Annotated in this window: 18 protein-coding genes; 2 read left to right on the top strand and 16 right to left on the bottom strand. The window is 69.1% G+C overall.

The features are described 5' to 3' along the window. Window positions 1–19 precede the first annotated feature (19 nt). From EV657_RS15175 to EV657_RS15140, 8 genes are all read right to left on the bottom strand, one after another. Window positions 20–1,459 (bottom strand): NAD-dependent succinate-semialdehyde dehydrogenase, encoded by a 1,440-nt coding sequence (locus tag EV657_RS15175; RefSeq protein WP_134078687.1) that lies wholly within the window; start codon window positions 1,457–1,459, stop codon window positions 20–22. A 1-nt stretch (window position 1,460) separates the two neighbouring features. Continuing rightward, window positions 1,461–2,507 (bottom strand): tartrate dehydrogenase, encoded by a 1,047-nt coding sequence (locus tag EV657_RS15170; RefSeq protein WP_134078686.1) that lies wholly within the window; start codon window positions 2,505–2,507, stop codon window positions 1,461–1,463. A gap of 23 nt (window positions 2,508–2,530) precedes the next feature. Continuing rightward, window positions 2,531–3,994, bottom strand: coding sequence for an aldehyde dehydrogenase family protein (locus EV657_RS15165; RefSeq protein WP_134078684.1), 1,464 nt, complete (start codon window positions 3,992–3,994; stop codon window positions 2,531–2,533). Window positions 3,995–4,083: 89 nt separating this feature from the next. Beyond that, the gene (locus tag EV657_RS15160) at window positions 4,084–5,466 is read right to left on the bottom strand and encodes an NAD(P)/FAD-dependent oxidoreductase (RefSeq protein ID WP_134078683.1); all 1,383 of its coding nucleotides are present in this window, start codon (window positions 5,464–5,466) and stop codon (window positions 4,084–4,086) included. Then, entirely contained in the window at window positions 5,463–5,759 is a 297-nt protein-coding gene (locus EV657_RS15155) for a (2Fe-2S)-binding protein (RefSeq protein WP_134078681.1), read from the bottom strand. Before EV657_RS15155 ends, EV657_RS15160 begins: the two co-directional genes overlap by 4 nt. Next, window positions 5,756–7,744: a hydantoinase B/oxoprolinase family protein gene (locus tag EV657_RS15150; RefSeq protein WP_075784530.1), complete on the bottom strand. Its 1,989-nt coding sequence runs from the start codon at window positions 7,742–7,744 to the stop codon at window positions 5,756–5,758. The genes EV657_RS15155 and EV657_RS15150 overlap by 4 nt, the downstream gene beginning before the upstream one ends. Further along, on the bottom strand, window positions 7,744–9,819 hold the full coding sequence (locus EV657_RS15145; RefSeq protein ID WP_134078679.1) for a hydantoinase/oxoprolinase family protein: 2,076 nt from the start codon (window positions 9,817–9,819) through the stop codon (window positions 7,744–7,746). The genes EV657_RS15150 and EV657_RS15145 overlap by 1 nt, the downstream gene beginning before the upstream one ends. A gap of 86 nt (window positions 9,820–9,905) precedes the next feature. Further along, complete coding sequence (locus EV657_RS15140) at window positions 9,906–10,802, bottom strand: LysR family transcriptional regulator (protein WP_113670973.1); 897 nt, start codon at window positions 10,800–10,802, stop codon at window positions 9,906–9,908. 103 nt (window positions 10,803–10,905) lie between these two features. On the opposite strand from EV657_RS15140, the gene EV657_RS15135 reads away from it, so the two are divergent. Then, entirely contained in the window at window positions 10,906–12,018 is a 1,113-nt protein-coding gene (locus EV657_RS15135; RefSeq protein ID WP_134078678.1) for an NAD(P)/FAD-dependent oxidoreductase, read from the top strand. Window positions 12,019–12,023: 5 nt separating this feature from the next. On the opposite strand, the gene EV657_RS15130 is transcribed toward EV657_RS15135, so the two are convergent. Then, window positions 12,024–13,349, bottom strand: coding sequence for an NAD(P)/FAD-dependent oxidoreductase (locus EV657_RS15130; protein WP_075784526.1), 1,326 nt, complete (start codon window positions 13,347–13,349; stop codon window positions 12,024–12,026). 209 nt (window positions 13,350–13,558) lie between these two features. Between EV657_RS15130 and EV657_RS15125 the strand changes: the two genes are divergently transcribed. Next, window positions 13,559–14,059 carry an Lrp/AsnC family transcriptional regulator gene (locus EV657_RS15125; protein ID WP_075784525.1) on the top strand — a complete coding sequence of 167 codons (501 nt, stop codon included), beginning with the start codon at window positions 13,559–13,561 and terminating at the stop codon, window positions 14,057–14,059. Here the strand turns inward: EV657_RS15125 and EV657_RS15120 are convergent. From EV657_RS15120 to EV657_RS15090, 7 genes are all read right to left on the bottom strand, one after another. Continuing rightward, complete coding sequence (locus EV657_RS15120) at window positions 14,056–15,726, bottom strand: ABC transporter ATP-binding protein (RefSeq protein ID WP_113670971.1); 1,671 nt, start codon at window positions 15,724–15,726, stop codon at window positions 14,056–14,058. The genes EV657_RS15125 and EV657_RS15120 overlap by 4 nt on opposite strands. Next, window positions 15,726–16,571, bottom strand: coding sequence for an ABC transporter permease (locus EV657_RS15115; RefSeq protein ID WP_075784523.1), 846 nt, complete (start codon window positions 16,569–16,571; stop codon window positions 15,726–15,728). Before EV657_RS15115 ends, EV657_RS15120 begins: the two co-directional genes overlap by 1 nt. Continuing rightward, window positions 16,571–17,530, bottom strand: coding sequence for an ABC transporter permease (locus tag EV657_RS15110; RefSeq protein ID WP_075784522.1), 960 nt, complete (start codon window positions 17,528–17,530; stop codon window positions 16,571–16,573). The genes EV657_RS15115 and EV657_RS15110 overlap by 1 nt, the downstream gene beginning before the upstream one ends. An 82-nt stretch (window positions 17,531–17,612) precedes the next feature. Continuing rightward, on the bottom strand, window positions 17,613–19,223 hold the full coding sequence (locus EV657_RS15105; protein ID WP_134078676.1) for an ABC transporter substrate-binding protein: 1,611 nt from the start codon (window positions 19,221–19,223) through the stop codon (window positions 17,613–17,615). Window positions 19,224–19,322: 99 nt separating this feature from the next. Then, window positions 19,323–20,063, bottom strand: a complete 741-nt coding sequence (locus tag EV657_RS15100) for an HAD-IA family hydrolase (protein ID WP_208323287.1) — start codon at window positions 20,061–20,063, stop codon at window positions 19,323–19,325. A gap of 285 nt (window positions 20,064–20,348) precedes the next feature. Then, window positions 20,349–21,257, bottom strand: coding sequence for a 2-hydroxyacid dehydrogenase (locus EV657_RS15095; RefSeq protein ID WP_134078674.1), 909 nt, complete (start codon window positions 21,255–21,257; stop codon window positions 20,349–20,351). Then, entirely contained in the window at window positions 21,257–22,633 is a 1,377-nt protein-coding gene (locus tag EV657_RS15090; RefSeq protein WP_134078673.1) for an aspartate aminotransferase family protein, read from the bottom strand. Before EV657_RS15090 ends, EV657_RS15095 begins: the two co-directional genes overlap by 1 nt. Window positions 22,634–22,636 lie beyond the last annotated feature (3 nt).

Raw genomic sequence — 22,636 nt, 5'->3', positions numbered from 1 at the left:
GGGCGCGCCCCTGCCTCGATCAGAGCAGGCCGCCCAGATGGAAGGCTTTGGTTTCAAGGTATTCCTCGATCCCGGCCTGGGCGCCTTCGCGCCCGAGCCCCGAGGTCTTGACGCCGCCGAAGGGCGAGACCTCGTGGCTGACCGCGCCGGTATTGAGCCCGACGAGCCCGAATTCGAGCGCCTCGCCGACCCGGAAGGCGCGGGCCAGATCGCGGGTGTAGAAATAGGCGGCCAGCCCGTAGGGCGTGCCATTGGCGATGGCCAGCGCCTCGGCCTCGGTCTTAAAGCGGAAGATGGGCGCCACCGGGCCGAAGGTTTCCTCCGAGGCCAGCCGCATCGCGGTCGTGGCGCCGGTCAGGACCACCGGATCGGCGAATTGCGGCGGCAGATCGCGGGCGGGCGTCGCGCGGGTTGCGCCCTTCGCCAGCGCGTCGGCCACATGGGCCTCGATCTTGGCGATGGCGGCGGCGTTGATCATCGGGCCGATCTGGGTGCCGTCCTCGGTGCCCGCCCCCACCTTCAGCGCCGCGACCCGGGCCGCCAGTTTCCCGACGAAGGCGTCGTGAATGCCCGCCTGCACGAGGATCCGGTTCGAACAGACGCAGGTCTGCCCGCCATTGCGGAATTTCGAGGCCATCGCGCCCTCGACCGCCGCGTCGAGATCGGCGTCGTCGAAGACGATGAAAGGCGCGTTGCCGCCCAGTTCCAGGCTGAGGCGTTTCACCGTGGGCGCGCATTGCTCCATCAGCAGAGACCCCACCCGGGTCGAGCCGGTGAAGGACAGCTTGCGCACGATGGGGGACCCGGTCAGCGTCGCGCCGATCTCTTCGGGGCGGCCGGTCAGAATGTTGATGACGCCCGCGGGGATGCCCGCGCGGTCTGCCAGAACCCCAAGCGCCAGCGCCGAATAGGGGGTGAAGTCCGAGGGCTTGATGACCACGGTGCAGCCCGCGGCCAGCGCCGGGGCGACCTTGCGGGTGATCATCGCGTTGGGGAAGTTCCAGGGCGTGATGATGGCGCAGACGCCCACGGGTTCCTTGAGGGTCAGGATGCGCTTGTCGGGCGTGGGCGAGGGGATGATGCCGCCATTGATCCGGCGCGCTTCTTCCGCGAACCAGCGCACGAAGCTGGCGCCATAGCGGATCTCGCCCAGGGCCTCGGCCAGTGGCTTGCCCTGCTCGGCGGTCAGGATCCGGGCCAGATCGGCCTCATGGGCGCGCATCAGGTCGTACCAGGCCATCAGCAGATCGGCGCGTTCGGCATGGCTGCGGGCCTTCCAGGGTCCCATGGCGGCCGCGGCGGCGGCAATGGCGGCCTCGGTCTCGGCGGCGGTGCAATCGGGCATGTGGCCGATGGTGGCCCCCGTCGCGGGATCGGTCACCGCCATGTCGGCGCGGGCGGTCCACTGGCCGCCGATCAGCGCGGCCTCGCGGAAAAGTTCGGGATCGTTCAGGGTCATCTCAGGCCTCCAGCGCCGCCTTGACGGCTTGGGTGATCGCGGATGTGGAATGGCTGCCGGGCCGGGTGCCGATGCCTTGCGCCGTGGCGGCCTCGATGGCGGCAAGGATCGCGGCGGCGGCCTCGGCCTCGCCCAGATGATCGAGCATCATCGCCGCCGACCAGATCGCGGCAATGGGGTTGGCGATGTCCTTGCCTGCGATATCGGGGGCCGAGCCGTGCACGGGCTCGAACATCGAGGGCGCGCTGCGGTCGGGGTTGATATTGGCCGAGGCCGCAAAGCCCAGGCCCCCCTGAATGGCCGCCCCCAGGTCGGTCAGGATGTCGCCGAAGAGGTTCGAGGCGACGATCACGTCAAGGCTTTCGGGCGCCATCACCATCCGCGCGGCCATCGCGTCGATATGCATGGGTTCGACGCTCACGTCCGGATAGTCGGCCGCGACCTCGCGGGTGACCTCGTCCCAGAAGACCATCGAATACTGCTGGGCGTTCGACTTCGTCACCGAGGTCAGGTGCCCGCGCCGCGCGCGCGCCTGTTCGAAGCCAAAGCGCAGGATGCGTTCGACGCCCATCCGGGTGAAGACCGAGGTCTGGATCGCGACCTCGCCGGGCGTGCCCTGATGCACGCGCCCGCCCGCGCCGGAATATTCGCCCTCGGTATTTTCGCGGATGCAGAGAATGTCGAAGCCGTCCGATCTCAGCGGCCCCTCGACGCCCTTCAGCAGCCGGTGCGGCCGGATATTGGCATATTGCGCGAAGGCCTTGCGGATCGGCAGCAAAAGCCCGTGCAGCGAGACGGAATCCGGCACCGTGGCGGGCCAGCCGACCGCGCCCAGATAGATCGCGTCGAAGCCGCGCAGCGTCTCGATCCCGTCCTCGGGCATCATCCGCCCCGTGGCCAGGTAGTGGTCGCAGGACCAGGGGAAGGTCTCGGTCGCCAGCGTGAAGCCGAAGCGCCGGGCGGCGGCGGTGGCGATCTCGATCGCGGCATCGGTCACGTCGACGCCGATTCCGTCGCCGGGGATCAGGGCGATCTTGTGAGTGGTCATGGTCGTCTCCTGAAAAGCGCGGCTCAAAGGTCGATCAGAACGGATTTCTGGCGCCGGTTGGCCAGATAGGCCTCGCGGCCCAGATCCTTGCCGAGGCCTGAGGATTTCCAGCCCCCGGTGGGCAGGATATGGTCGCGCGACCGGCCATAGCGGTTGACCCAGACCGTGCCCGCCTCGATCGCGCGGGTCATCCGCAGCGCGCGCGACAGATCGCGGGTGAAGACCCCCGAACAGAGCCCATAGGTCGGATGGCGGGCCAGGGCCAGCGCCTCGTCCTCGGTCTTGAAGGTTTCGACGGTCAGGACCGGGCCGAAGATCTCTTCGGTGATGGCGGGCGAGTCCGCGCCAAGCCCGGTCAGGATCGTGGGCGCATAGAAGCTGCCCGGCCGGTCGAGCCGGTTGCCGCCGCACAGCACCTCGGCACCACCGGCCCGGGCGGCCTGCACGAGGCTGTCGATGCGCGACAACTGCGCCTCCGAGATGATCGGCGAATAGCCGGTGGCCGCCTCCCAGGTCGGGCCGGGAACGATCCCGGCCATCTTCGCGGCGATCTTCGCCGTCAACGCCTCGGCCACCGAGGCTTCGGCGATCAGGCGCGATCCGGCGACGCAGACCTGCCCGGCATTGGCGGTGATGCCGCGCAGGATGCAGTCGGCGGCAAGGTCCAGATCGGCATCGGCAAAGACCAGTTGCGGCGACTTGCCGCCCAGTTCCAGCGTCATCGGCTTGATGCCGCTGCGCACGATGTTCTCCATGATCGCGGCGCCCGCCCGGGTCGAGCCGGTGAACGACACCTTGGCGATGCCGGGATGGGCGACCAGCGCCGCGCCGGTGTTCGGCCCGTCGCCGAGCACGATGTTGATCAGCCCCTCCGGCAGGCCCGCGCGCACCGACAGCTCGGCCAGGCGCAGCGTCGAGAACGGCGTCATCTCGGAGGGTTTCAGCACCACCGCATTGCCCGCGGCCAGCGCCGGGCCAAGCTTCCAGCCCGCCATCGACAGCGGGAAGTTCCAGGGCGTGATGGCGCCGACCACGCCATAGGGTTCGGACGCGATCATCCCCATCCGCCCGGCGCCGGTCGGCACCAGGCTGCCGCCCTCCTTGTCGGCGAATTCGGCGAAAAAGCGGATCTGTTCGGCCAGGATCGCGACATCGCCCGGCACCGCCTCGGCAATCGGCCGGGACGAGGCCACGGCCTCGATCCGGGCCAGGTCCTCGGCCTCGGCCTCGATCAGATCGGCCCAGGCCTGCAGCGCCCGGACCCGGTCGCGCGGGGGCAGATCGCCCCAGCCCGAACGGCCGAGCGCTGAGCGGGCGGCCTCGACCGCGCGGTCGACGGTCTCGGCATCGGCCTGCGGGATCGCGCCAAGGATGCGGCCGTCCGAGGGCGCGCGGATCTCGATGGCGTCGGGGCCGGGCAGATAGCGCCCGCCGATGAAATGGCCCTCCGGCAGGGACAGGCGTGCCGGGTCGAAACTGAGCGACATGGCTCCTCCGCTGTGATCTTGGGCCGATCCTAGCCGATGGCCCCCGTATCTTCCTGCCGAAGCGCCGGGGCGCGCAGCATATTCCGCTGTCAGCGCCGCCCGGATGGCAGGATCGTCTGCGATGGGGCAGGATCGGCCAGGCAGGCCGAGACCGGCAGCGGCCGCGCCGGGGCCTGGGCCCGCATCCGCCCCGCCTCGGCCGGAGCGATCCCGGTGGCGGCGGCCAGGATCTCGGTCACCGCGATCTGGCAATAGCGGCCCTGACAGCGGCCCATGCCCCCCCGCGACAGCGACTTGACCCGGTTGGCCTCGGCCCCGCCATGGGCGGCGCTTTCGCGCAGCGCGCCCGCGGTAATGCCCTCGCAGCGGCAGATGACGGCGCTGTCGGGCAGCGCCGCGACCCCGGCGGCGGGGTAGGGAAAGGCCCGCGCGAGGCCGGTTGCAAAGCGGTGCAGGCGCCTGAGGCGGCGCAGATCGGGGGCGGGGTGGGGCAGGCCCAGATCCTGAAGGCAGGCGATGGCGGCCAGCCGCCCGGCGATCTCGGCACCGTCGGCGCCAAGCAGGCAGAGCCCGTCGCCCGCGAGATAAAGCCCGGCACCCGCCCGGCCCATCGGGTCGGCCCCGGGCCGCCATTGCGACCAGAGCGGATCGTGGACAAGGCGCGCGCCCGCCAGTTCGGCCAGATGGGTTTCAGAGCGCAGATGCCAGCCAAGCGCGACTGCATCGCAAGGGGTCTCCCGCGCCCGTCCGCGCGCATCGCGCCAGTAGAGCGCGGTCGGGCCATCGCCATCGGCCTCGATCCGCTCAAGCGTGACGCCCGCGCGGTAAAGCCGCCCGAGCCGGGCCCGCATCGCCAGCCCCCGCAGCGTGACGACGGGCCGGGCCGCCAGCAGAGGCAGCGCCCGGGCCTGAGCCCCAAGCGGCGCGGTGTCGAGAACGGCGGCGACCCCGGCGCCGGCCGCCTGCAGCTGTGCCGCGACCAGCGTCAGAAGCGGCCCGCTACCGGCCAGCACGATCCGCCGCCCCAGCGCCACGCCCTGGGCCTTCAGCGCGATCTGCGCGGCGCCCAGCGAAAAGACACCGGGCGCCTGCCAGCCGGGCACCGGGGCCAGCCGGTCGGTCGCGCCGGTCGCAAGGATCAGCCGGTCGAAGGGGCAGGGCAAAAGCCCGACTGGCCCGAGGACATGCAGCACCCCGTCCCGGATCGCCACGACCGAGCTTTCGGGGCGATGGTCGATCCGGCCCTGGGCGACCAGCCCGTCGAAACAGCCGTGCAGCGCGACGGCCTTGGCGGCCTCGCTGCCATAAAGGCTGGTGGGCGGGCGGGTGAAGCCCTCGGGCGGGCGGCGGTAGATCTGGCCGCCCGCGCGCGCGCCCTCGTCGATCACGACAGGGCAAAGCCCGGCTTGGGCCAGCGTTTCGGCCGCGCGGATGCCCGCGGGGCCCGCACCGACGATGACGACCCTGGTCATGGCCAGCTTTCCGGCGGCTGCGACAGAAGCCGCATGCCCGGCGCGACCGGTGTCGAGCAGGCACGCAGACGCGGCCCGTCTTCCTGCCAGATCCAGCAATCCTGACAGGCGCCCATCAGGCAGAAGCCCGCGCGCCGTTCGGGGCCTGCATCGCCCGCGCGCAGGCTTCGCGCCGATGTCAGCACCGCCGTCAGAACCGTATCCCCCGCCAGCGCCTGAAAGGGGCTGCCATCCAGCGTGAAGCGGACGGGCAGGCGGCCCTTTTCCGCAAGCCGGACGAGCCTGCCGGTCATTCAGCGGCCTCGGCGGCTTCGGCGCGGGGCCGGGGCAGCTCCGGAAAGCGGGTGCAGACGGCCTCGAACGCGGCCGCGACCCCTTCGGCGCCGGTGCGCCCCTCCATCCGCGCGAAGATCTCGGTCTTGGCGAAGAACCGCCAGTGGATCGGCAGCGCCGACAGGATCGCGGTCAGCGCGTCATAGGCCGCGGGCGTCCATTGCGCCTCGTAACCGTCGCGCTCGGGGCCGAAATGGAAATGGCCCGGCGCGGGCGTGGCGCGGGCGCGGAGTGCCGCCGTCGCGGGGCCGTCGACCGTGCCGTCGCGCAGCACGACGCCATAGTCCCGTTCGGCGGCCTTGGCCGAGACATAGCCGCGCGCCACATCCTCGGCCACCCGCCAGGGCTCGCGCGCCATCGGATCGCCGCGCCCGCCACCCCCGGCCGACCGGATCTCGAGCACGTCGCCCGGTTGCAGCACGGCGGTATCGACATTGCCCAGACGCCTCTCGTCCGGGGTGCCGGGATTGACGACCATATCGGACAGCCCCGCCGCCCGGCCTCCCAGCACGCCCCAGGGGCGAAAGAAGGACCGGTCGCGGTTGCGCGCGGTGATGCGGGTATCCGGGGCGAAGACGCGGAACGCCATCTCGGTCGCAAGCCCGCCGCGCCAGCGCCCCGGGCCGCCGGAATCGCGCGCGAGCCCGTATTTCACGAATTCGACCGGGGTTTCGGTTTCGGTGATCTCGATGGGCGTGTTTTTCAGGTAGGCCGCATCGGCGCCCGAGCCATTGGTGCCGTCGCGATGGGGCATGCCGCCGCCGCCGCCCACGACCGGGTTCACCGCCGCGATAACGGTCCGGCGGCTGCGGTCGTCCGTCGTCATCACATTGACGATGCAGTTATTGCCCGCCGGTGCTGCAGGCAGGCGGTCGGGCACCGCCTGCGAGAAGGCGCCGAAGATCACCGAGCGCAGCCGCGCGCAGGTCAGCGACCGCATGCCGACCGCGGCGGGTGCCACCGGGTTCAGCACCGTGCCCTCGGGCGCGATGCAGGTGAAGGGGCGCGTGAGCCCGGTGTTCAGCAGGATCTGCGGGTTCAGGGTGTAAAGGACGTAATAGACGCCCACCAAAAGCATCGTATGGCGCGGATCGCCGCCCGAAGGCACGTTCAGCGAACTGGCCAGTTGCGGATCGGACCCGGTGAAATCGAGGATGGCCTCGTCGCCCCGGATCGTGAGGCGCAGCTTCAGCCGGCAGGGATTGGCCTTTTCGGAATCTTCGTCGGCGTAGTCGGCGAACTCCCATGTCCCGTCGGGCATCGCCGCCAGAACCGCGCGGGCCTGCGCCTCGGCATGATCGAGAAGCCCCGCCACCCCGTCCAGAAACGCCGCCTTGCCGAACTTGGCGATCATCGCATGGACCTTGCGTTCGCCCGTGTTCAGCGCGCCGACCAGCGCCCTGATGTCGCCGATGTTCAGATCGGGCTTGCGCACGTTGGTCGACATTATCCGCAGGATCTGCGCGTCGAAGACGCCTTCGTTCACCAGCTTCATCGGCGGAAAGCGGAGGCCCTCCTGATGGATCTCGGTCAGCGCGCGCGACAGCGAGGCGGGCACGGCGCCGCCCATGTCGGTATTGTGGATATGCCCGCCCGACCAGGCGACGATCTCGCCATCCGCGAAGATCGGTTTCCACAGATGGGTGTCGGGGGCGTGGGTCGCGACATGGCCCGAATAGGGGTCGTTGGTGAAGGCCACATCGCCGGGGCGGTAGTCGTCCACCATGTCGATGGCGCGCCCGTAGGTCAGCCCCGGATACCAGGTGGCACCCAGCTCCATCGGCACGGCAAAGGTCTGACCCGCGCGGTCCATCAGCATCACCGTGAAATCCTGCGTCTCTTTCACGAAGGCGGAATGGGCGGTGCGGTGCAGCGTATGGGCCATGTTCTCCGCCGCGGCACGGGCATGGTTCGCGAGAACCTGAAGGGTCATGCGATCAAACATCAGGCGCGCTCCTCGATCTGCAGATGAAGGTTCAGGTGGCGGTCGACACGGGCCCGCGCGCCGGGCGGGATCGCGACGGTGGTGTCTTCCTGGACGATGACGGCGGGGCCTTCGAACCCGGTGCCCGGGGTCAGATCGTCCCGCGAATAGAGCGTTACGTCTCGCAGGGCCCCGCCGGTGTGCACCCGCACGGTCTTCAATGGCGTCGCGGGGGCCTCTGCGGGGTCGGCCTCGGGCAGGCTCAGCGCGGGACCGGCGCCGATGGCGGTCAGGCGCAGGTTGACCATCTCGACCGTGCCCGTCGGGTCGTCGAAATCGTAGATCCGGGCATGGGTCGCGTGAAAGGTTGCCGCGATGGCGCCCAGATCGCCCGCCTCGATCCAGGCGGGGTCGAGCGTCACCTCGATCTCGTAGCTTTGCCCGTGATAGCGCATGTCGGCCGACAGGATCAGATCGATCGCGCCATCATGGCCCTGATCGGTCAGCCATTGGCAGCCTTCGGCGATCAGGTCTTTCAGCGAGGCCCGAAGGCTTGGCAGGACCTCGGGCGAGGGCAGGGCAAAGACCGTGCGGATGAAATCGCCCCTGAGATCGGCCACCAGCCCGCCCAGCGCCGAGACGACGCCGGGACGGCGCGGCGCCATCACATGCGAGATGCCCATTTCCTGCGCCAGGAACGCACCCAGCATCGGGCCGCCGCCGCCGAAGGGCATCAGGGTGAATTCGCGCAGGTCGACCCCCGCGCGCGAGGCCAGTTTCTCGACCTCGACGAACATCTCGGAAACCGCGATATCGAGGATCGCCTGCGCCGTTTCGGCCAGCGGCCGATCGAGGATCGCGGCCAGATCGCCCACCGCCGCGCGGGCCAGCGCGGGGTCCATGTCGAGCTGCCCATAGGCCATTTCCGCATGGCCAAGCCAGCCGCAGACGGCCATCGCATCGGTGACCGTCGCCTTGGTGCCGCCGCGCCCATAGCAGGCAGGGCCGGGGCTCGACCCGACCGAGTCAGGCCCCACCCGCAGCACGCCGTGATCGTCGATCCAGGCGATGGACCCGCCGCCGATCCCGATCGAGCTGACCGAGACCGACGGAATGTGCAACGGAAACTCGCCCACCAGCTCGCCCGTGCCGAATTGCGCGGCGCCGTCGACGATCAGCGCGAAATCGGCCGAGGTGCCGCCGATATCGAGCGTCAGCACCTTGTCCTCGCCCGCCTGCCGCGCCAGCCAGGCGGCTCCGATCACCCCCGAGGCGGTGCCCGACAGCAGCATGTTCACGCAGGCGGTCTTGCCTTCGGCGGCGTTCATCACCCCGCCATTGGACTTGGTCAGAAGCGCGCGCGCGGGCACGCCGCGGGCGGCCAGACGGTCTTCGAGCGCGCCCAGATAGCCCGCGACGCGCGGGTGGACATAGCCGTTGAGGATTGCGGTCGTCGTGCGTTCGTATTCGCGGATCACCGGCCAGACCTCGGACGAGGTGAAGACGAAAAGGTCGGGCGCAAGCCGTTCGATTTCCGCCTTGATCGCGGTCTCCTGCGCGCCATCGCGCCAGGCATGCAGCAGTGCCACGACGATGCCCTCGGCCCCCCGGGCGCGGGCCGTGGCGACGGCCCCGGCGACTGCGGCCATGTCCGGCGCGCGGGTTTCCCGCCCGTCGGCCCGCAGCCGCGCGGGAATGCCGAACACCATGTCGCGGGCGATCAGCTGATCGGGGCGCGCACAGAACAGCGAATACATGTCGGGCATCCTGAGGCGCGCCAGTTCGATCACGTCCTCGAAGCCCGCATTGGTCACAAGTGCGAGCCGCGCGCCCTTGCGCTGGATCACCGTGTTGATCCCGACCGTGGTGCCATGGACGAAGCGGGTGATGTCGGCGGGCGCCAGCCCCTCGCGCTCGGCCAGCAGGGTGAGGCCCGTCATCAGCTCGGCCCCCGGCTCGTCGGGCGTGGTCAGCACCTTCAGCGAGGCCACCCGGCCCGAGCGCGTCTCGAGCGCGCAGAAGTCGATGAAGGTGCCGCCGATATCGACGCCGACCTTCCAGTCGGCTGGCAAAGCGCCGCTTGCATCCATGGCCATCTGTCCCTTGCTGTGTCGGGCCGCAGGCTGGCACGAGGGCCGGGGCGCGGTCCAAGACGCATCCTGACCGGCGGCATAAGTTGGGCTTATGCCAAAAGCGTGGGCAGGGCGCGGCAGGTCTGGCGCAGATGGCCGCAAAGCCGGGTTTCGGCCTGCGACAGCGGGCGGTTGCGGGCCGACAGCAATGCCAGCGGCACGGTCGGGCTGGCCGCCAGCGGCCGCACGGCAATGCCCTGAAACTGTGCCCAGGGCAGCAGCGCATCGACAAGGGCCAGCCCAAGCCCCGCCTGCACGAAGCCCACGGCCGAGATCGAGACGTCGATTTCAAGACTGGGGGTCAGGGTCACGCCTCCGGTGCGGGCCGCGCGGGCCAGTTCTTCGGCGGGGCGGGTGTCGCTGCGATAGAAGATCAGCGGCGCCTCGGCCAGATCGGCAAGGCTCAGGCTGTGTTGCGCGGCCAGCGGATGGCCTGAAGGCAGCAGGCAGACAAAGCCAACGCGGCCCAGAACCTCGGCCGCGATATCGGGGGCATGGCGGTCGTCAAGCGCCAGCGCCAGCCCGGCATCGCCCTCGCGCAGCATCCGGATCATCGAGGCCAGCGGCGCGATGTGAGACCGCAGCAGGATCTCGGGGTGGCGCGCCCGGAAGGCGGCCAGCGCGCCGGGCAACACCGCCATTGCGGGCGGGGTCGAGGCAGCGATCCGCACCAGCCCGGCCCGGCCATGCCGCAGATCGGCGGTCTTGCGGCGCAGCCCTTCGAGATCGGCGAAGATCCGTTCGGCCTCGGGGAAGATCTCGATGGCCTCGGGCGTGGGATGCAGGCGGCCCTTGATCCGGTCGAACAGCCGAAAGCCCAGTTCGTCCTCGGTATGCAACAGGATCTGGCTGAGTGCCGGTTGCGAGATGTTCAGCATCCGCGCGGCGGCGGTGACGGTGCCCGCCCGCATGATGGCGGTAAAGACTTCCAGCTGGCGTGCGCGCATCGGCTTTCCATACGTTGGGCTTATAAGGCTATTCCGAACCCGTCTTTGACGCAAAGTCCCGTCGCCGCCAAGCTTGCAGATGGCAAAGACAGGTGGCGGCAGCATGGATGCACTGGTTCTGGGCGGCGGGCTGATGGGCACGGCCTCGGCCTTTTTCCTGGCCCGGCGCGGGGTTCGGGTGACGCTGGTCGAACGCGGCCGGATCGGCACTGGCGCAACAATTGCGTCCTTTGGCAATATCCGCCGGACCGGGCGCTACCTGCCGCAATTGCCGCTGGCCCATCGCGCCCGGGCGCTGTGGGGCGAGGCTGAGGCATTGCTGGGCCGCGATGTCGAGTTTCGGGCGACCGGCCATCTGCGGCTGATCTTCGACACCGACAGCCTGTCGGACATGCGCGCCTTTGCAAAGGCCGCCCGTCCCTGGGGGCTCGACCTTCAGGAACTGTCGCCGACAGAGATCCGCGCGCGCTTTCCGGGGGTCGGGCCCGAGGCCATCGCGGCCTCGTTCTCGCCCGAGGACGGGGCGGCCAATCCGCGTCTGATCGCGCCCGCCTTCGCCGCCGCCGCCCGCGCGCTGGGCGTGCGGATCGTCGAAGAGGCGGGGCGGGCCGAGATCCGCCAGACCGCCGCGGGCTTCGAGGTCGACACCGCGCAAGGCACCTTTGGCGCCGGGGTCCTGCTGAACGCGGCCGGGGCCTGGGGCGCCGGGATCGCGGCGCGGTTCGGCGAGCCGGTGCCGCTGACGGCCTTCGGCCCGCAGATGGGCGTGACCGAGCCGCTGCCGCACCGGGTGCTGCCGGTGGTCGGGATCTGGACCCGGGATGCGGGCCGGAACGGGTATCTGCGGCAGGTCGAGCGCGGCAACATCGTCTTCGGCGGTGCGGCCGAACGGGTGCCGGTGGCGCTTGACCCCGGCCATGCCCATGCCGATCCGGCGCGGCTGCCGGGACAGGCACAGGCGCTCGTGCGACTTTTGCCTGCGCTGAGGGATGCCGCGATCATCCGCACCTGGTCGGGCTGCGAGGGCTATGTCGCTGACGGGTTGCCGGTGATGGGCGCCTCGGCCACGACGCCGGGTCTCTTTCATGCCTTCGGCTTTTGCGGGCACGGCTTTCAGCTTGGCCCCGGGGTCGGCGATGCCATGGCCGAGCTGATCGCGACCGGGGCTTGCGCGACCCCGCTGGCCGAGTTCGGGATCGGGCGTTTCGTCCGATGACCGGCTCAGAAGTCCGACACCTTGCCCCATTGCGCGCGATCGAAGCGCGCCAGCCGGTATTGCGCGATTTCGGTGATCGGCGGGCGGCCCAGCAGGATGTCGGCCACCAGATGGCCAGCACCGGGGCCGATGCCGAAGCCATGCCCGGAAAACCCGGCCGCCAGCAACAGGCCCGGCACGCCGATCTCGCCATCGATGACCGGCACCCCGTCAGGCGTGCTGTCGATATAGCCCGCCCATTCGGCCTGTACCGGCAGCGCCTTCAGCGCAGGCAGCAGCCGGCGGGCGCGGGTCAGCGTCTCGGCGATCAGCTTCGGCGCCGGGCGCGGGTCGAGGATGCGGACCGTCTCCATCGGCGTGGGCGCGTCCATCGCCCAGCGGCGCCGGGTCTCGACGCCTGCGGCCCAGGCCTGGAACCCGCCCGGGGCCAGCGCCTGCCAGCGCTTGGCGAACATCGGCAGGAAGTGCCGCGCGCCCATCAGCGCGCCGGGCGTCGGGTCGAGACTGGCCTTGCCCGAGATCGCCAGCGTATGCCCGCCATCGCCGCGCCGGGTGACCGAGACGGCGGCGGTATGAAGCGCGGCGGGCAGATCGCCGCCGCCGGGCGCGAGCGACAGGATCGAGCTGCGGACCGAGGCCTGCGGAAAGCGCAGCCCAAGCTGGTGCAGGAAGCTCGCGGCCCAGGCGCCGCCCGCAAGCACCACCTGACGGGTGCGGATCACGCCCTTTTCGGTGATGACGCCGCTGACCGCGCCCGCCTCGCGCTCGATCCCGCGGGCGGCGCAGTTCTGCAGAACGGTGCCACCCAGCTTCGTCACGCCGGTTGCGATCATGGGGGCGGCACGGGCCGGGTCGGCGATGCCGTCGGTCGGCGACCAGACCCCGCCCGCCCAGGATTTCCCGGTCGCGGCGCCGCGCTCGGCGGCTTCGGCGGCGCTCAGCATCCGGGTATCGATGCCCGCGCCCCGGGCAAAGCGGCCCCAGTCGGCCCAGCCCTCGATTTCGGCAGGGTCGTTGGAGAGATAGAGAAGCCCAGAGCGGCGGAAGCCGAGATCGACGCCGGTTTCGACGGTCATGCGCTCCCACAGCTCGAGGCTTCTGGTGGCCAGCGGCAGTTCGCGCGCGTCGCGGTTCTGCTGGCGGCACCAGCCCCAGTTGCGCGAGGACTGTTCGGCGCCGACCAGTCCCTTTTCCAGCAGCACGACCTTCTGTCCGGCCGCGGCCAGCCAATAGGCGGCCGACACGCCCACGATGCCTGCGCCGATGACGACGCAATCGGCGGATTCGGGCAGGATATCGGGGGTTTCGATCCGGTGAAGGGGCGCGGGCATGAGGGGACTCCGGTCTGTTCGGGGCCGACGTTAGGCCAGCCGCCGCGCCCGTACCTGCCAGAAACCGCGCCGGAAACAGCATTTCCTGCGGAATTGCCCTTGCCGAACAGCGTGAGAAGGCGTTTCTCGGACGTTGCGTCAGACGGCCGCAGACCGCCCGCCGGGGCCGAGGACGCCCCCCGATGACGCCTTACCGCCGAGGACCGCCCATGGACAGCCGCCAGAAGCTTGACCGCATCGACATCAAGATCCTGTCCGAGTTGCAGAAGAACGGACGGATCACCAATGTCGAGCTGGCCGAACTGGTCAACCTGTCGCCCTCGCCCTGCCTGATGCGGGTCAAGAAGCTGCAGGCGGCGGGCTACATCACCGGCTATTCGGCGCAGATCGATCTGGCGAAGCTGGGCGAGACCCTGACCGTCTTCACCGAGGTCACGCTGAAGAACCACCGCCATATCGACTTTTCGCGGTTCCAGCAGACCGTGGCCAAGATAGAATCCTGCATCGAATGCCATCTGGTGTCGGGCGGCTACGACTATCTGCTGAAATTCGTGACCGCGGGCATCGTCGACTATCAGACCATCATGGAAAGCCTGATCGACCGCGACATCGGCATCGACAAGTATTTCAGCTTCGTCGTGATCAAGTCGCCCTTCATCAAGTCGCAGATCCCGCTGACCAGCCTGTTCGCGGGCAAGCTCGACACCTAGCGGCGCGAGAAGGCGGCCAGCAATTCGGGGTCCTGGTCGAGACTGTCGAGCCATCCGGGGTCGAGCTGCGGCACCGACGAGATCAGCAGTTTCGAATAGGGATGCGCGGCCTCGGCCGACATCCGGGCCGCGGGCAGTTCCTCGACCACTTCGCCCCTGTACATGACCAGCACGTCGTCGCAGATCGCCTCGACCGTCGAAAGGTCGTGCGAAATGAACATGTAGCTGAGGTTCAGTTCGGATTGCAGCTCTTCCAGCAGCTTCAGGATCGCGGCGGCGACCACGGTGTCGAGCGCCGAGGTGATTTCGTCGCAAAGGATCAGCTCGGGCTCGGCGGCCAGCGCCCGGGCGAGGTTCACCCGCTGTTTCTGACCGCCCGACAGCTCGCGCGGCAGCCGGTATTTCAGCGCGGCGGGCAGATGCACCATGTCCAGCAGCGCATCGACCCGGGCGTCGCGGGCCGCGCCGCGGAGCCCGTGGTAGAATTTCAGCGGACGCGCGAGGATGCTGCCGACCGTCTGGGCCGGATTGAGCGCGGTATCGGCCAGCTGAAACACGATCTGCATGCGCCTGAGGTCTTCCTTGCGGCGCTCTTTCAGATCGCCGTCAAGCTCGTGCCCGTCCAGCAGGACCGCGCCGCGATAGGGCGGCAGGATCCCCGAAACGGCGCGGGCGAGGGTCGATTTCCCGGACCCGGATTCGCCGATCACCCCAAGGTTGCGACCACGTTCCAGCCGGAAATTGACGTTCTTCAGGACCTTTATGGCGGGCTCGGCGTTCTGGAAGGTGCCATAGCCCGCATGCAGGCCGATCGCTTCGAGGATCGGCGGGCGGGGCTGCAGGCCGGCGATGCTGCGCGGCTGGTGCGGCACCGGATCGACCGCCGCCAGCAGCGCCTTGGTATAGGGGTGGCGGGCCTCGGTCAGGATCTTCGGCGTGGTGTTCTCTTCCTGGATCTCGCCGCCCTTCAGCACGATGATCCGGTCGGCGATCTGGGCGACCACGGCCAGATCGTGGCTGACATAGACGCCCGAGACGCCGCCTTTCTGTACCACCGCCTTGAAGGCGCGCAGCACCTCGATCTGGGTGGTGACGTCAAGCGCCGTGGTCGGTTCGTCGAAGATCACCAGTTTCGGGTCGCCGATCAGCGCCATCGCCGCGGCCAGCCGCTGCAGCTGGCCGCCCGAGACCTGGTGCGGATAGCGCCGCCCGATGGTCTCGGGCTGGGGCAGGGCAAGCGCGCGAAAGAGCGAGACCGCCTTGGCCTCGGCCTCGGCGCGCGGCATCAGGCGGTGGATGCCGGTGATCTCGACCACCTGATCCATGATCCGCTTGGACGGATTGAAGGCGGCGGCGGCCGATTGCGGCACGTAGGACACCTCGGTCCCGCGCAGCTCGGCGCGCGCGGCCTCGGTCATCGCGGTGACGTCGCGGCCGTCCAGCGTGACGGTGCCGCCCGTGATCGAACAGCCGGGTCGGCAATAGCCCATCAGCGACAGCGCGATGGTGGTCTTGCCCGACCCGGATTCGCCGATCAGCGCGACGAACTCGCCGGGCCGGATGTCGAAGGACACGCCCTTGATGATCTCGACCTGGCGGCCGGCATCGGTCACGGCGCCGATATGCAGGTCGTGGACGGTGACAAGAGGCTGGCTGGCGTCGGGCATCAGGCGCTCCTGTCGCGGATACGGGTGGGCATGTTGTCGATGAAGAGGTTCATCGAGATGGTCAGCGACGCGATGGCCAGCGACGGGAACACCACCGCAGGCGCCCCGAAGCTGAGCGCGCCGATATTCTCGCGCACCAGCGCGCCCCAGTCGGCATTGGGCGGCTGCACCCCGAGCCCGAGGAACGACAGGCCCGACAGCACCAGCACGATGAAGACGAAACGCACGCCCAGATCGGCCAGCACCGGGCCGAGGATGTTGGGAAAGATCTCTCGCGCGATCAGATAGGGGGTGCGCTCGCCCCGCGCCCGGGCGACGGTGACGAAGTCCATGGTGTTGACGTTCACCGCAAGCGACCGGGCAAAGCGGTAGGCCCCGGGCATGTAGATCGCGGCCAGCGTCAGGATCAGCACGGTCAGCGACGAGCCCACGGCGGCGACCACCACCAGCCCGAACAGCAGCCCCGGAATGCCGTTGATCGCATCCAGCAGCCGCGAGAGCCCCATATCGAAGATCCCGCCGAGCACGGCGGCGATCATCCCCAGCACGACGCCGACCGAACAGGCGATGGTGACGGCGGCGAGCGAGATGCCCACCGTGTAGCGCGCGCCCATCAGGATGCGCGAAAGCATGTCGCGGCCCAGATAGTCGGTGCCCAGCAGGAATTTCTGCGACATCGGACCGAAATAGTCCCAGTCGACGATTTCGCCCACCGGGTAGGGGGTTATCAGCGGCCCGACCAGCGCGATGACGCCCCAGAGCAGGACGATGGCCAGACCGATCCGTCCGGCCCAGTTGAAGCGAAAGCCATGGCGGGCGGGCGACAGGAACATCGGTTTGGGCATCAGCGGCGGAGCCTCGGATTGGACAGGATCGCGACCAGATCGGCCAGGGTGATGAGCGTCAGATAGCTGACGCAGAAGATCATCGCGCAGGACTGGATCAGCGGCAGGTCGCGGGTCGCGACCGCGTCGACCATCAGCTTGGCGACGCCCGGATAGTTGAAGATGGTTTCGACGATGATGACCCCGCCGACGAGGTAAGAGAGCGACAGCGCCATGGCATTGGCGATGGGCCCCAGCGCGTTCGGCAGCGCATGGCGCAGCACCTGGCGGATACGGCCCGCCCCCTTCAGCCGCGCCATCTCGACATAGGGGGTGTCGATGGTCTCGATGAGGGCCGCGCGCGTCATGCGGATCATCTGGGCCGAGACCACGAAGGTCAGGGTGATGACCGGCATGGTATAGGCTTTCAGCAGCGCCCAGAACGTGCCGACCTCGGCCCCGAAGCTGAGCGCGGGCAGCCATTTCAGCCAGACCGCGAAGATCAGAACGGCCAGCGTCGCGACCATGAATTCGGGCACCGAGATCACGGTGATGGTCAGCGCGGTCACCAGCCGGTCATAGACCGAGCCGCGCCACATCGCCGCCGTGATCCCGAGAAACAGCGCCAGCGGCACCGAGACGGCGGAAGTGACGCCCGCCAGTTTCAGCGAATTCGCCAGCCGGTCGCCGATCAGGTCGGCCACGGGCATCTGGTTGACATAAGACGTGCCCAGATCGCCGGTGAAAAGCCCGCCGAGCCAGCCCAGGAAGCGCAGGAAGGCGGGCTGGTTCAGCCCCATCGCCTCGCGCAGGCCCGCGACCGCCTCGGGGGTGGCGGCCTGCCCCAGCAGGATCTCGGCCACGTCGCCGGGCAGAAGGTCGGTGGCGAAGAAGACGGCGAAGGACACGATGATCAGGGTGATCAGCGCGATGCCCAGCCGCCGGGCGACGAGGATATAGGGGATCAGGGATGCCTGCACGGACGTGGCTCTCCTCCTGCGTGGGGCGTCGACTTTGGGCGCGGGAGGGATCGCCCCCCGCGCCCGCGTTCAGGGCCGGCTCCTAGGCGTCGAGCCAGACATATTCGGCGAAGGCGTAGCCCAGCATGCCGCCCAGCGGATTCGGTTTGAGCCCCTTCACCTTTTCCGACAGCGCGTCGACGTTCGAGATGTAGGCCGGGATCAGCGTGCCCGCCTGGGTCGCGACCATCTTTTGCATGTCCCAGTAGATCTCGGTCCGCCGCGCTTCGTCCAGCGACCCGCGGGCCTCGACCAGCAGGCTGTCGAATTTCTCGGACGCATAGTGGCTTTCGTTCCAGGGCGCGTCCGAGGCGTAAAGCAGCGAGAACAGGATGTCGGGGGTCGGGCGCGGGTTGATGTTGCCGAAATGGACCGGCGCCTTCAGCCAGTAGTTCGACCAGTAGCCGTCCGAGGGCACCCGCTGCACGTCGAGCTTCATGCCGATCTCGGCGCCGGCCTGCTGGATCACGGTCGCCATGTCGACCGAAGAGGTTGCGGCATCCGAGGCCACCACCGGGATCGAGGTGCCCAGAAGCCCGGCCTTGTCGAAGATGTGTTTCGCCTTTTCGGGGTCGAACTCGGCCGGTTTGAGGTCGGGGTTGTGATAGCGGTTCGCGCTGGACACGGGCTGGTCGTTGCCGATCTCGCCCAGACCCCGCAGGACCGCCTTGACGATCTGTTCGCGGTTGATGAGGTGGCGCATCCCCTCGATGAAGCCCGCCTTGGTGCCGGGGTCCATGTCGAGCCGGATGTTCAGGTCGGTATAGTTGCCGGACGTGGTGACCGACTTGACCACATTGGGCTGGCTGTCGATCAGCCGCATCGAGCGCGGGTTGATCGAGGCCGCCAGCTGGATGTCGCCCGACAAAAGCGCATTGACCCGCGCGCTGTCATCCGAGATCGCGAAGAACTCGAAACTGTCGAGATAGGGGCCTTCGGCCTTGAAGTAGTTGGGGTTTTTCGTGCCGATCGAGCGCACGCCCGGTTCGAACACCTCGCAGAGGAAGGCGCCGGTGCCGTTGGCCTTGGTGAAATCGGTCGTGCCCTCGGCCAGGATCATGAAGTGGTGCAGCGACAGGATCGTCGGCAGGTCGGCATTGGGGGCTGCCAGCTCGATCCGGACGGTCAGGTCGTCGACCGCCGTGATGGCGGTCATCTGCTTGGCGATCGAGTTCGCCTTGGAGCCCACGCTGTCGTCGAGGTGGCGGTTCAGCGAATAGACCACATCGGCCGCGGTCAGGGTCTTGCCATCATGGAAGGTGACGCCGGATTTCAGGTTGACCTGCCAGACCTTCGCGTCGTCGGTTTCAAGGCTTTCGGCCAGTTCCATCTGCACCTGACCGGCTTCGTCGAGGAAGGTCAGGCGGTTGTAGAAGGCGCAGCAGCGCACATAGTCGGTCGAGAGCGACGCCTTGGCCGGGTCGAGCGTGTCGGCGGTCGAGGAGGACCAGCCGGCGGCCCGAAACGAGCCGCCCGTCACCGGCGTGGCGGCCACCGCCGCCCCGGCGCGCAGCAGGATCGAGGACCCGGCCGTTACGGCCACGCCCGAGGCCATCAGCATCTTCAGAAGCTCGCGACGCGAGGCGCCGCGCCGGATCGCATGTTCGACCGCCGCGTCGTCGCGTCCGGTCCAGTTGGTGGGCTTGAAGGTCATGGGCTTGTCGTCTCCCTGTTGGAGGGGGGCCGGACGCCTTTGCCATGCGTTTGCGGCCCGGATGTGCCGTGTCCGGGAGTGCCTGTCCCGGAGGGCGGATCAGTCCGCGAAGGCCCGGTCGACGGCGTCGGCAAGGTCCGCGAGGCTGTGGAAGTGGTAGTCGGGCTTGGTGAATTCGGCGGGCTCGATGGTCCCGCCATAGCCTTTCTGGGCATGGCGCCGCTGGATCCAGCAATTGGTCATGCCCAGCGCGCGCGAGATGCCGATGTCGTGATGCTGGCTTTGCGCGGTATGCAGGATCCGGTCCGTGCTGCCGCCGGTCGCCGCGACATGGGCGAAGACCTGTTCGAAGAAGGCCGGATCGGGCTTTTCGGTGCCGGTCTCGTCGGTGGTGAAGCCCGCCCAGAACGGTTCGCCCAGCTTGGCGGCGTATTTCTCGTAGGCCCAGCGGCGGGCATTGGTCATCGCGATCAGCTTGTAGCGTCTGGCCAGCCGGGCCAGCGCCTCGGCGCTGTCGGGGAAGGGCTGCGCCTCGCCCACCGCGTCGATCATGCTCTGGCGCGCCTCGGGGGTGTCGGGCAGACCGAATGCGGCGGCGATGCGCCCGTAGCAGCGGCCCAGATCGTCGGGGAATTTCAGCGCGTCGGGCTCGTAGCGCGCGGCGCGATAGACGCTCAGCGCAGCCTCGCCGTCCAGATCGATGCCCGCGGCTTTCGCGATGGCGTCGAGCCCGGCCTTGATGGCGCCCTCGAAGTCGATCAGCGTGCCGACCACGTCGAAGCTGACATAGTCGAACCGGGTGAGCGGCATGACCTGCGTCTCGGCGGTTTGGTCGTCCATGATCGGCCTCTCCTTCATGCGGCCATGGCATCCGCCATGGAACATTCTTCTGTCTGCGGCACCCGGGCGCCGGGGGTGTCTTGCCGGGGCGGGGTGGGACGTTTCCTGTCGTTTCGCCCTTGTATTTCAGGCCGTCCGCGATCCCGGAGCGCCTGCGCCTCGCCTGAGTGTGCCGCTGGCGCAAAAGCGGAATGTGCGAAAGATCCGGGCGCCGCGGCAGAAACTACCGAATCCGGCCCGCACGCGGCATATCCGGTTGCGGCGCTGGCCGGTGCGATACCGGGCTCAATACCCGGCCTCGGGATCGACAAGTCCCGGCAGGGTCTGACCTGCGCGCCAGGCCATCAGCACCGCCAGCGCATGGCGGGCGCCTTCCTCGGGGTCGGTATTGGCCGCGACATGGGGGGTGATGACGATCCGCGGATCGGCCCAGGCGGGATGGTCTGCCGGCAGCGGCTCGGGGGCGGTCACATCGAGCATGGCCGAGGCCAGACGGCCTGCATCGAGCGCGCCCGACAGCGCCGCCATGTCGAGCTGCGCGCCACGCCCGGCATGGACCAGATGCGCGCCTTGGGGCAGCTTCGCAAAGAGACCGGCGTTCAGGATGCCGCGGGTGCTGCCGGTCAGCGGAAGCAGGCAGATCAGGATGTCGGTGCGGGCAAGAAAGGCGTCGAGCCCGGCCGCGCCATGGATCTCGATCCCGGGCACCGGCGTGCCGGACCGGCTCCAGCCCGCGACCTCGAAGCCGAGGCCCGCGAGGGTTTCCGCGGCCAGCCGCCCGATCCGCCCCATCCCCATGATTCCGACCCGGCGCGAGCCGGCCAGTCGCACCGGGCGCTGGCACCAGCGGCCCTGCCGGGCGGCGTCCAGATAGGCGGGCATGTCGCGATGCAGCATCAGCGTGCCCATCACCACCCAGTCGCGCACCATTCTGTCGATCCCCGGCGCGACGGTGCGGACCAGCGCCACTCCCGGCGGCAGCGGCGGCATGTGATCGACGCCTGCACCCACCGACAGAAGCACCCGCAGGTTGGGATAGGCGGACAGGTCCGGCGGTTGCCAGCAGGCCAGATGGGTGACGGCGGCCGCGTCCCGGACCTCGTCCGTGCCGACCCACAGATCCTCGCCCGCCTCGTGAAAAACACGGCGCCAGATGGCACCGCGTTCTGGGTAGGACAGCAGCAGAAAGGCCATCAGGCCATCGCCTGCCGGATCTCGGGATCGTCCAGCGTCAGGTCCAGCACCTTGCGGGTGCGCTCGACGATGGCGTCGATCTCGGCCTCGGTGCAGCAAAGCGGCGGCGCATAGCCGAAGATGCCGTTGGCGAAGGCGCGGATCACCAGGCCCTGGTCCCAGGCGCGGTCGAAAAGCCGGGTCGCGGCGTTCAGCTCGGCCGGAACCGGGGTCTTCTTGGCCTTGTCGGTCACCATCTCGATGGCGGCCAGCATGCCCCGCCCGCGCACGTCGCCCACCAGCGGGTGATCGGCAAGCCCCTGCAGCCCCGCCATCAGCCGCGCCCCCATCTTGCGGCCGTTTTCCAGCAGGCCGCCGTCCTCGTAGAGCCGCAGCACCTCAAGCGCGACGGCGGCCGAGACCGGATGCGCCGAATAGGTGAAGCCATGGCCCACGGCCGCGGCGCCGGCGCCCTCGGCGATGGTCTCGTAGACATGATCGGCCATGAAGACCGCGCCCATCGGCACATAGCCCGAGGTCAGCCCCTTGGCGGTGGTCATCAGGTCGGGCACGATCCCTTCGTCCTCGCAGGCGAACAGCGGGCCGGTGCGGCCGAAGCCGGTGATGACCTCGTCGGCGACGAACAGCACGCCATAGTCGCGGCAGGTCTCGCGCATCGCCTTGACCCAGCCCGGCGGCGGCACCAGCACGCCCCCCGAACCCTGGATCGGTTCCACATAGAAGGCGGCGACACGCTCGGGGCCGATCTGTTCGATCTTGGCCTTCAGTTCGGCGACCGAGGCGGCGGTAATGGCCTCGGGATCGTCGCCCACCGGATTGCGGTAGCTGTAATGGGACGAAATCTTGTGCTGCCACTCATAGGGCACGCCGAAGCCGGTATGGAAGGACGGCAGGGCGGTCAGGCCTGCGCCCATCGTGGTCGAGCCGTGATAGCCCTGGGCGACCGAGATGAACTGGTCGCGGCCGGGCTGGCCCTTCGCATGCCAGTAATAGCGCACGAAGCGGATCGTGCTGTCGACCGAATCCGACCCGCCGAGAGCGAAGTAGATGTGGTTCAGATCGCCCGGGGCGCGCTCGGCCAGAGCGGCGGCCAGCCGGATCGGGGCCTCGGCGCCAAGGTCGAAATAGCCCGTCGCATAGGGCAGGCGGCGCATCTGTTCCGCGGCGGCCTCGACGATGCTGTCATGGCCATAGCCCGCATTGACGCACCAGAGCCCGGCGAAGCCGTCGATCAACTCGCGGCCTTCGGCATCGGTGACGGTGGCGCCCTTGGCCGATTGCAGAAGACGAACGCCGCGCGCCTCGTGGCCCTGCCAGGAGGCGACCGGGTGAACAAGATGCGCGCGATCGAGCTCGATCAGCGAATTCGACAACATGGC

This window comes from Rhodovulum visakhapatnamense, from assembly GCF_004365965.1.
Lineage (GTDB): Bacteria > Pseudomonadota > Alphaproteobacteria > Rhodobacterales > Rhodobacteraceae > Rhodovulum > Rhodovulum visakhapatnamense.
This window is presented reverse-complemented; position numbering and strand designations above follow the sequence as displayed.

Excerpts from the sequence above, each read along its gene's own strand:
- EV657_RS15175 (WP_134078687.1), bottom strand. The coding sequence starts at position 1,459 with ATGACCCTGAACGATCCCGAACTTTTCCGCGAGGCCGCGCTGATCGGC.
- EV657_RS15120 (WP_113670971.1), bottom strand. The coding sequence starts at position 15,726 with ATGCCCGACGCCAGCCAGCCTCTTGTCACCGTCCACGACCTGCATATC.
- EV657_RS15150 (WP_075784530.1), bottom strand. The coding sequence starts at position 7,744 with ATGTTTGATCGCATGACCCTTCAGGTTCTCGCGAACCATGCCCGTGCC.
- EV657_RS15170 (WP_134078686.1), bottom strand. The coding sequence starts at position 2,507 with ATGACCACTCACAAGATCGCCCTGATCCCCGGCGACGGAATCGGCGTC.
- EV657_RS15125 (WP_075784525.1), top strand. The coding sequence starts at position 13,559 with ATGGACAGCCGCCAGAAGCTTGACCGCATCGACATCAAGATCCTGTCC.
- EV657_RS15115 (WP_075784523.1), bottom strand. The coding sequence starts at position 16,571 with ATGCCCAAACCGATGTTCCTGTCGCCCGCCCGCCATGGCTTTCGCTTC.
- EV657_RS15145 (WP_134078679.1), bottom strand. The coding sequence starts at position 9,819 with ATGGCCATGGATGCAAGCGGCGCTTTGCCAGCCGACTGGAAGGTCGGC.
- EV657_RS15165 (WP_134078684.1), bottom strand. The coding sequence starts at position 3,994 with ATGTCGCTCAGTTTCGACCCGGCACGCCTGTCCCTGCCGGAGGGCCAT.
- EV657_RS15135 (WP_134078678.1), top strand. The coding sequence starts at position 10,906 with ATGGATGCACTGGTTCTGGGCGGCGGGCTGATGGGCACGGCCTCGGCC.
- EV657_RS15130 (WP_075784526.1), bottom strand. The coding sequence starts at position 13,349 with ATGCCCGCGCCCCTTCACCGGATCGAAACCCCCGATATCCTGCCCGAA.
- EV657_RS15155 (WP_134078681.1), bottom strand. The coding sequence starts at position 5,759 with ATGACCGGCAGGCTCGTCCGGCTTGCGGAAAAGGGCCGCCTGCCCGTC.
- EV657_RS15140 (WP_113670973.1), bottom strand. The coding sequence starts at position 10,802 with ATGCGCGCACGCCAGCTGGAAGTCTTTACCGCCATCATGCGGGCGGGC.
- EV657_RS15160 (WP_134078683.1), bottom strand. The coding sequence starts at position 5,466 with ATGACCAGGGTCGTCATCGTCGGTGCGGGCCCCGCGGGCATCCGCGCG.
- EV657_RS15105 (WP_134078676.1), bottom strand. The coding sequence starts at position 19,223 with ATGACCTTCAAGCCCACCAACTGGACCGGACGCGACGACGCGGCGGTC.
- EV657_RS15100 (WP_208323287.1), bottom strand. The coding sequence starts at position 20,063 with ATGGACGACCAAACCGCCGAGACGCAGGTCATGCCGCTCACCCGGTTC.
- EV657_RS15095 (WP_134078674.1), bottom strand. The coding sequence starts at position 21,257 with ATGGCCTTTCTGCTGCTGTCCTACCCAGAACGCGGTGCCATCTGGCGC.
- EV657_RS15090 (WP_134078673.1), bottom strand. The coding sequence starts at position 22,633 with ATGTTGTCGAATTCGCTGATCGAGCTCGATCGCGCGCATCTTGTTCAC.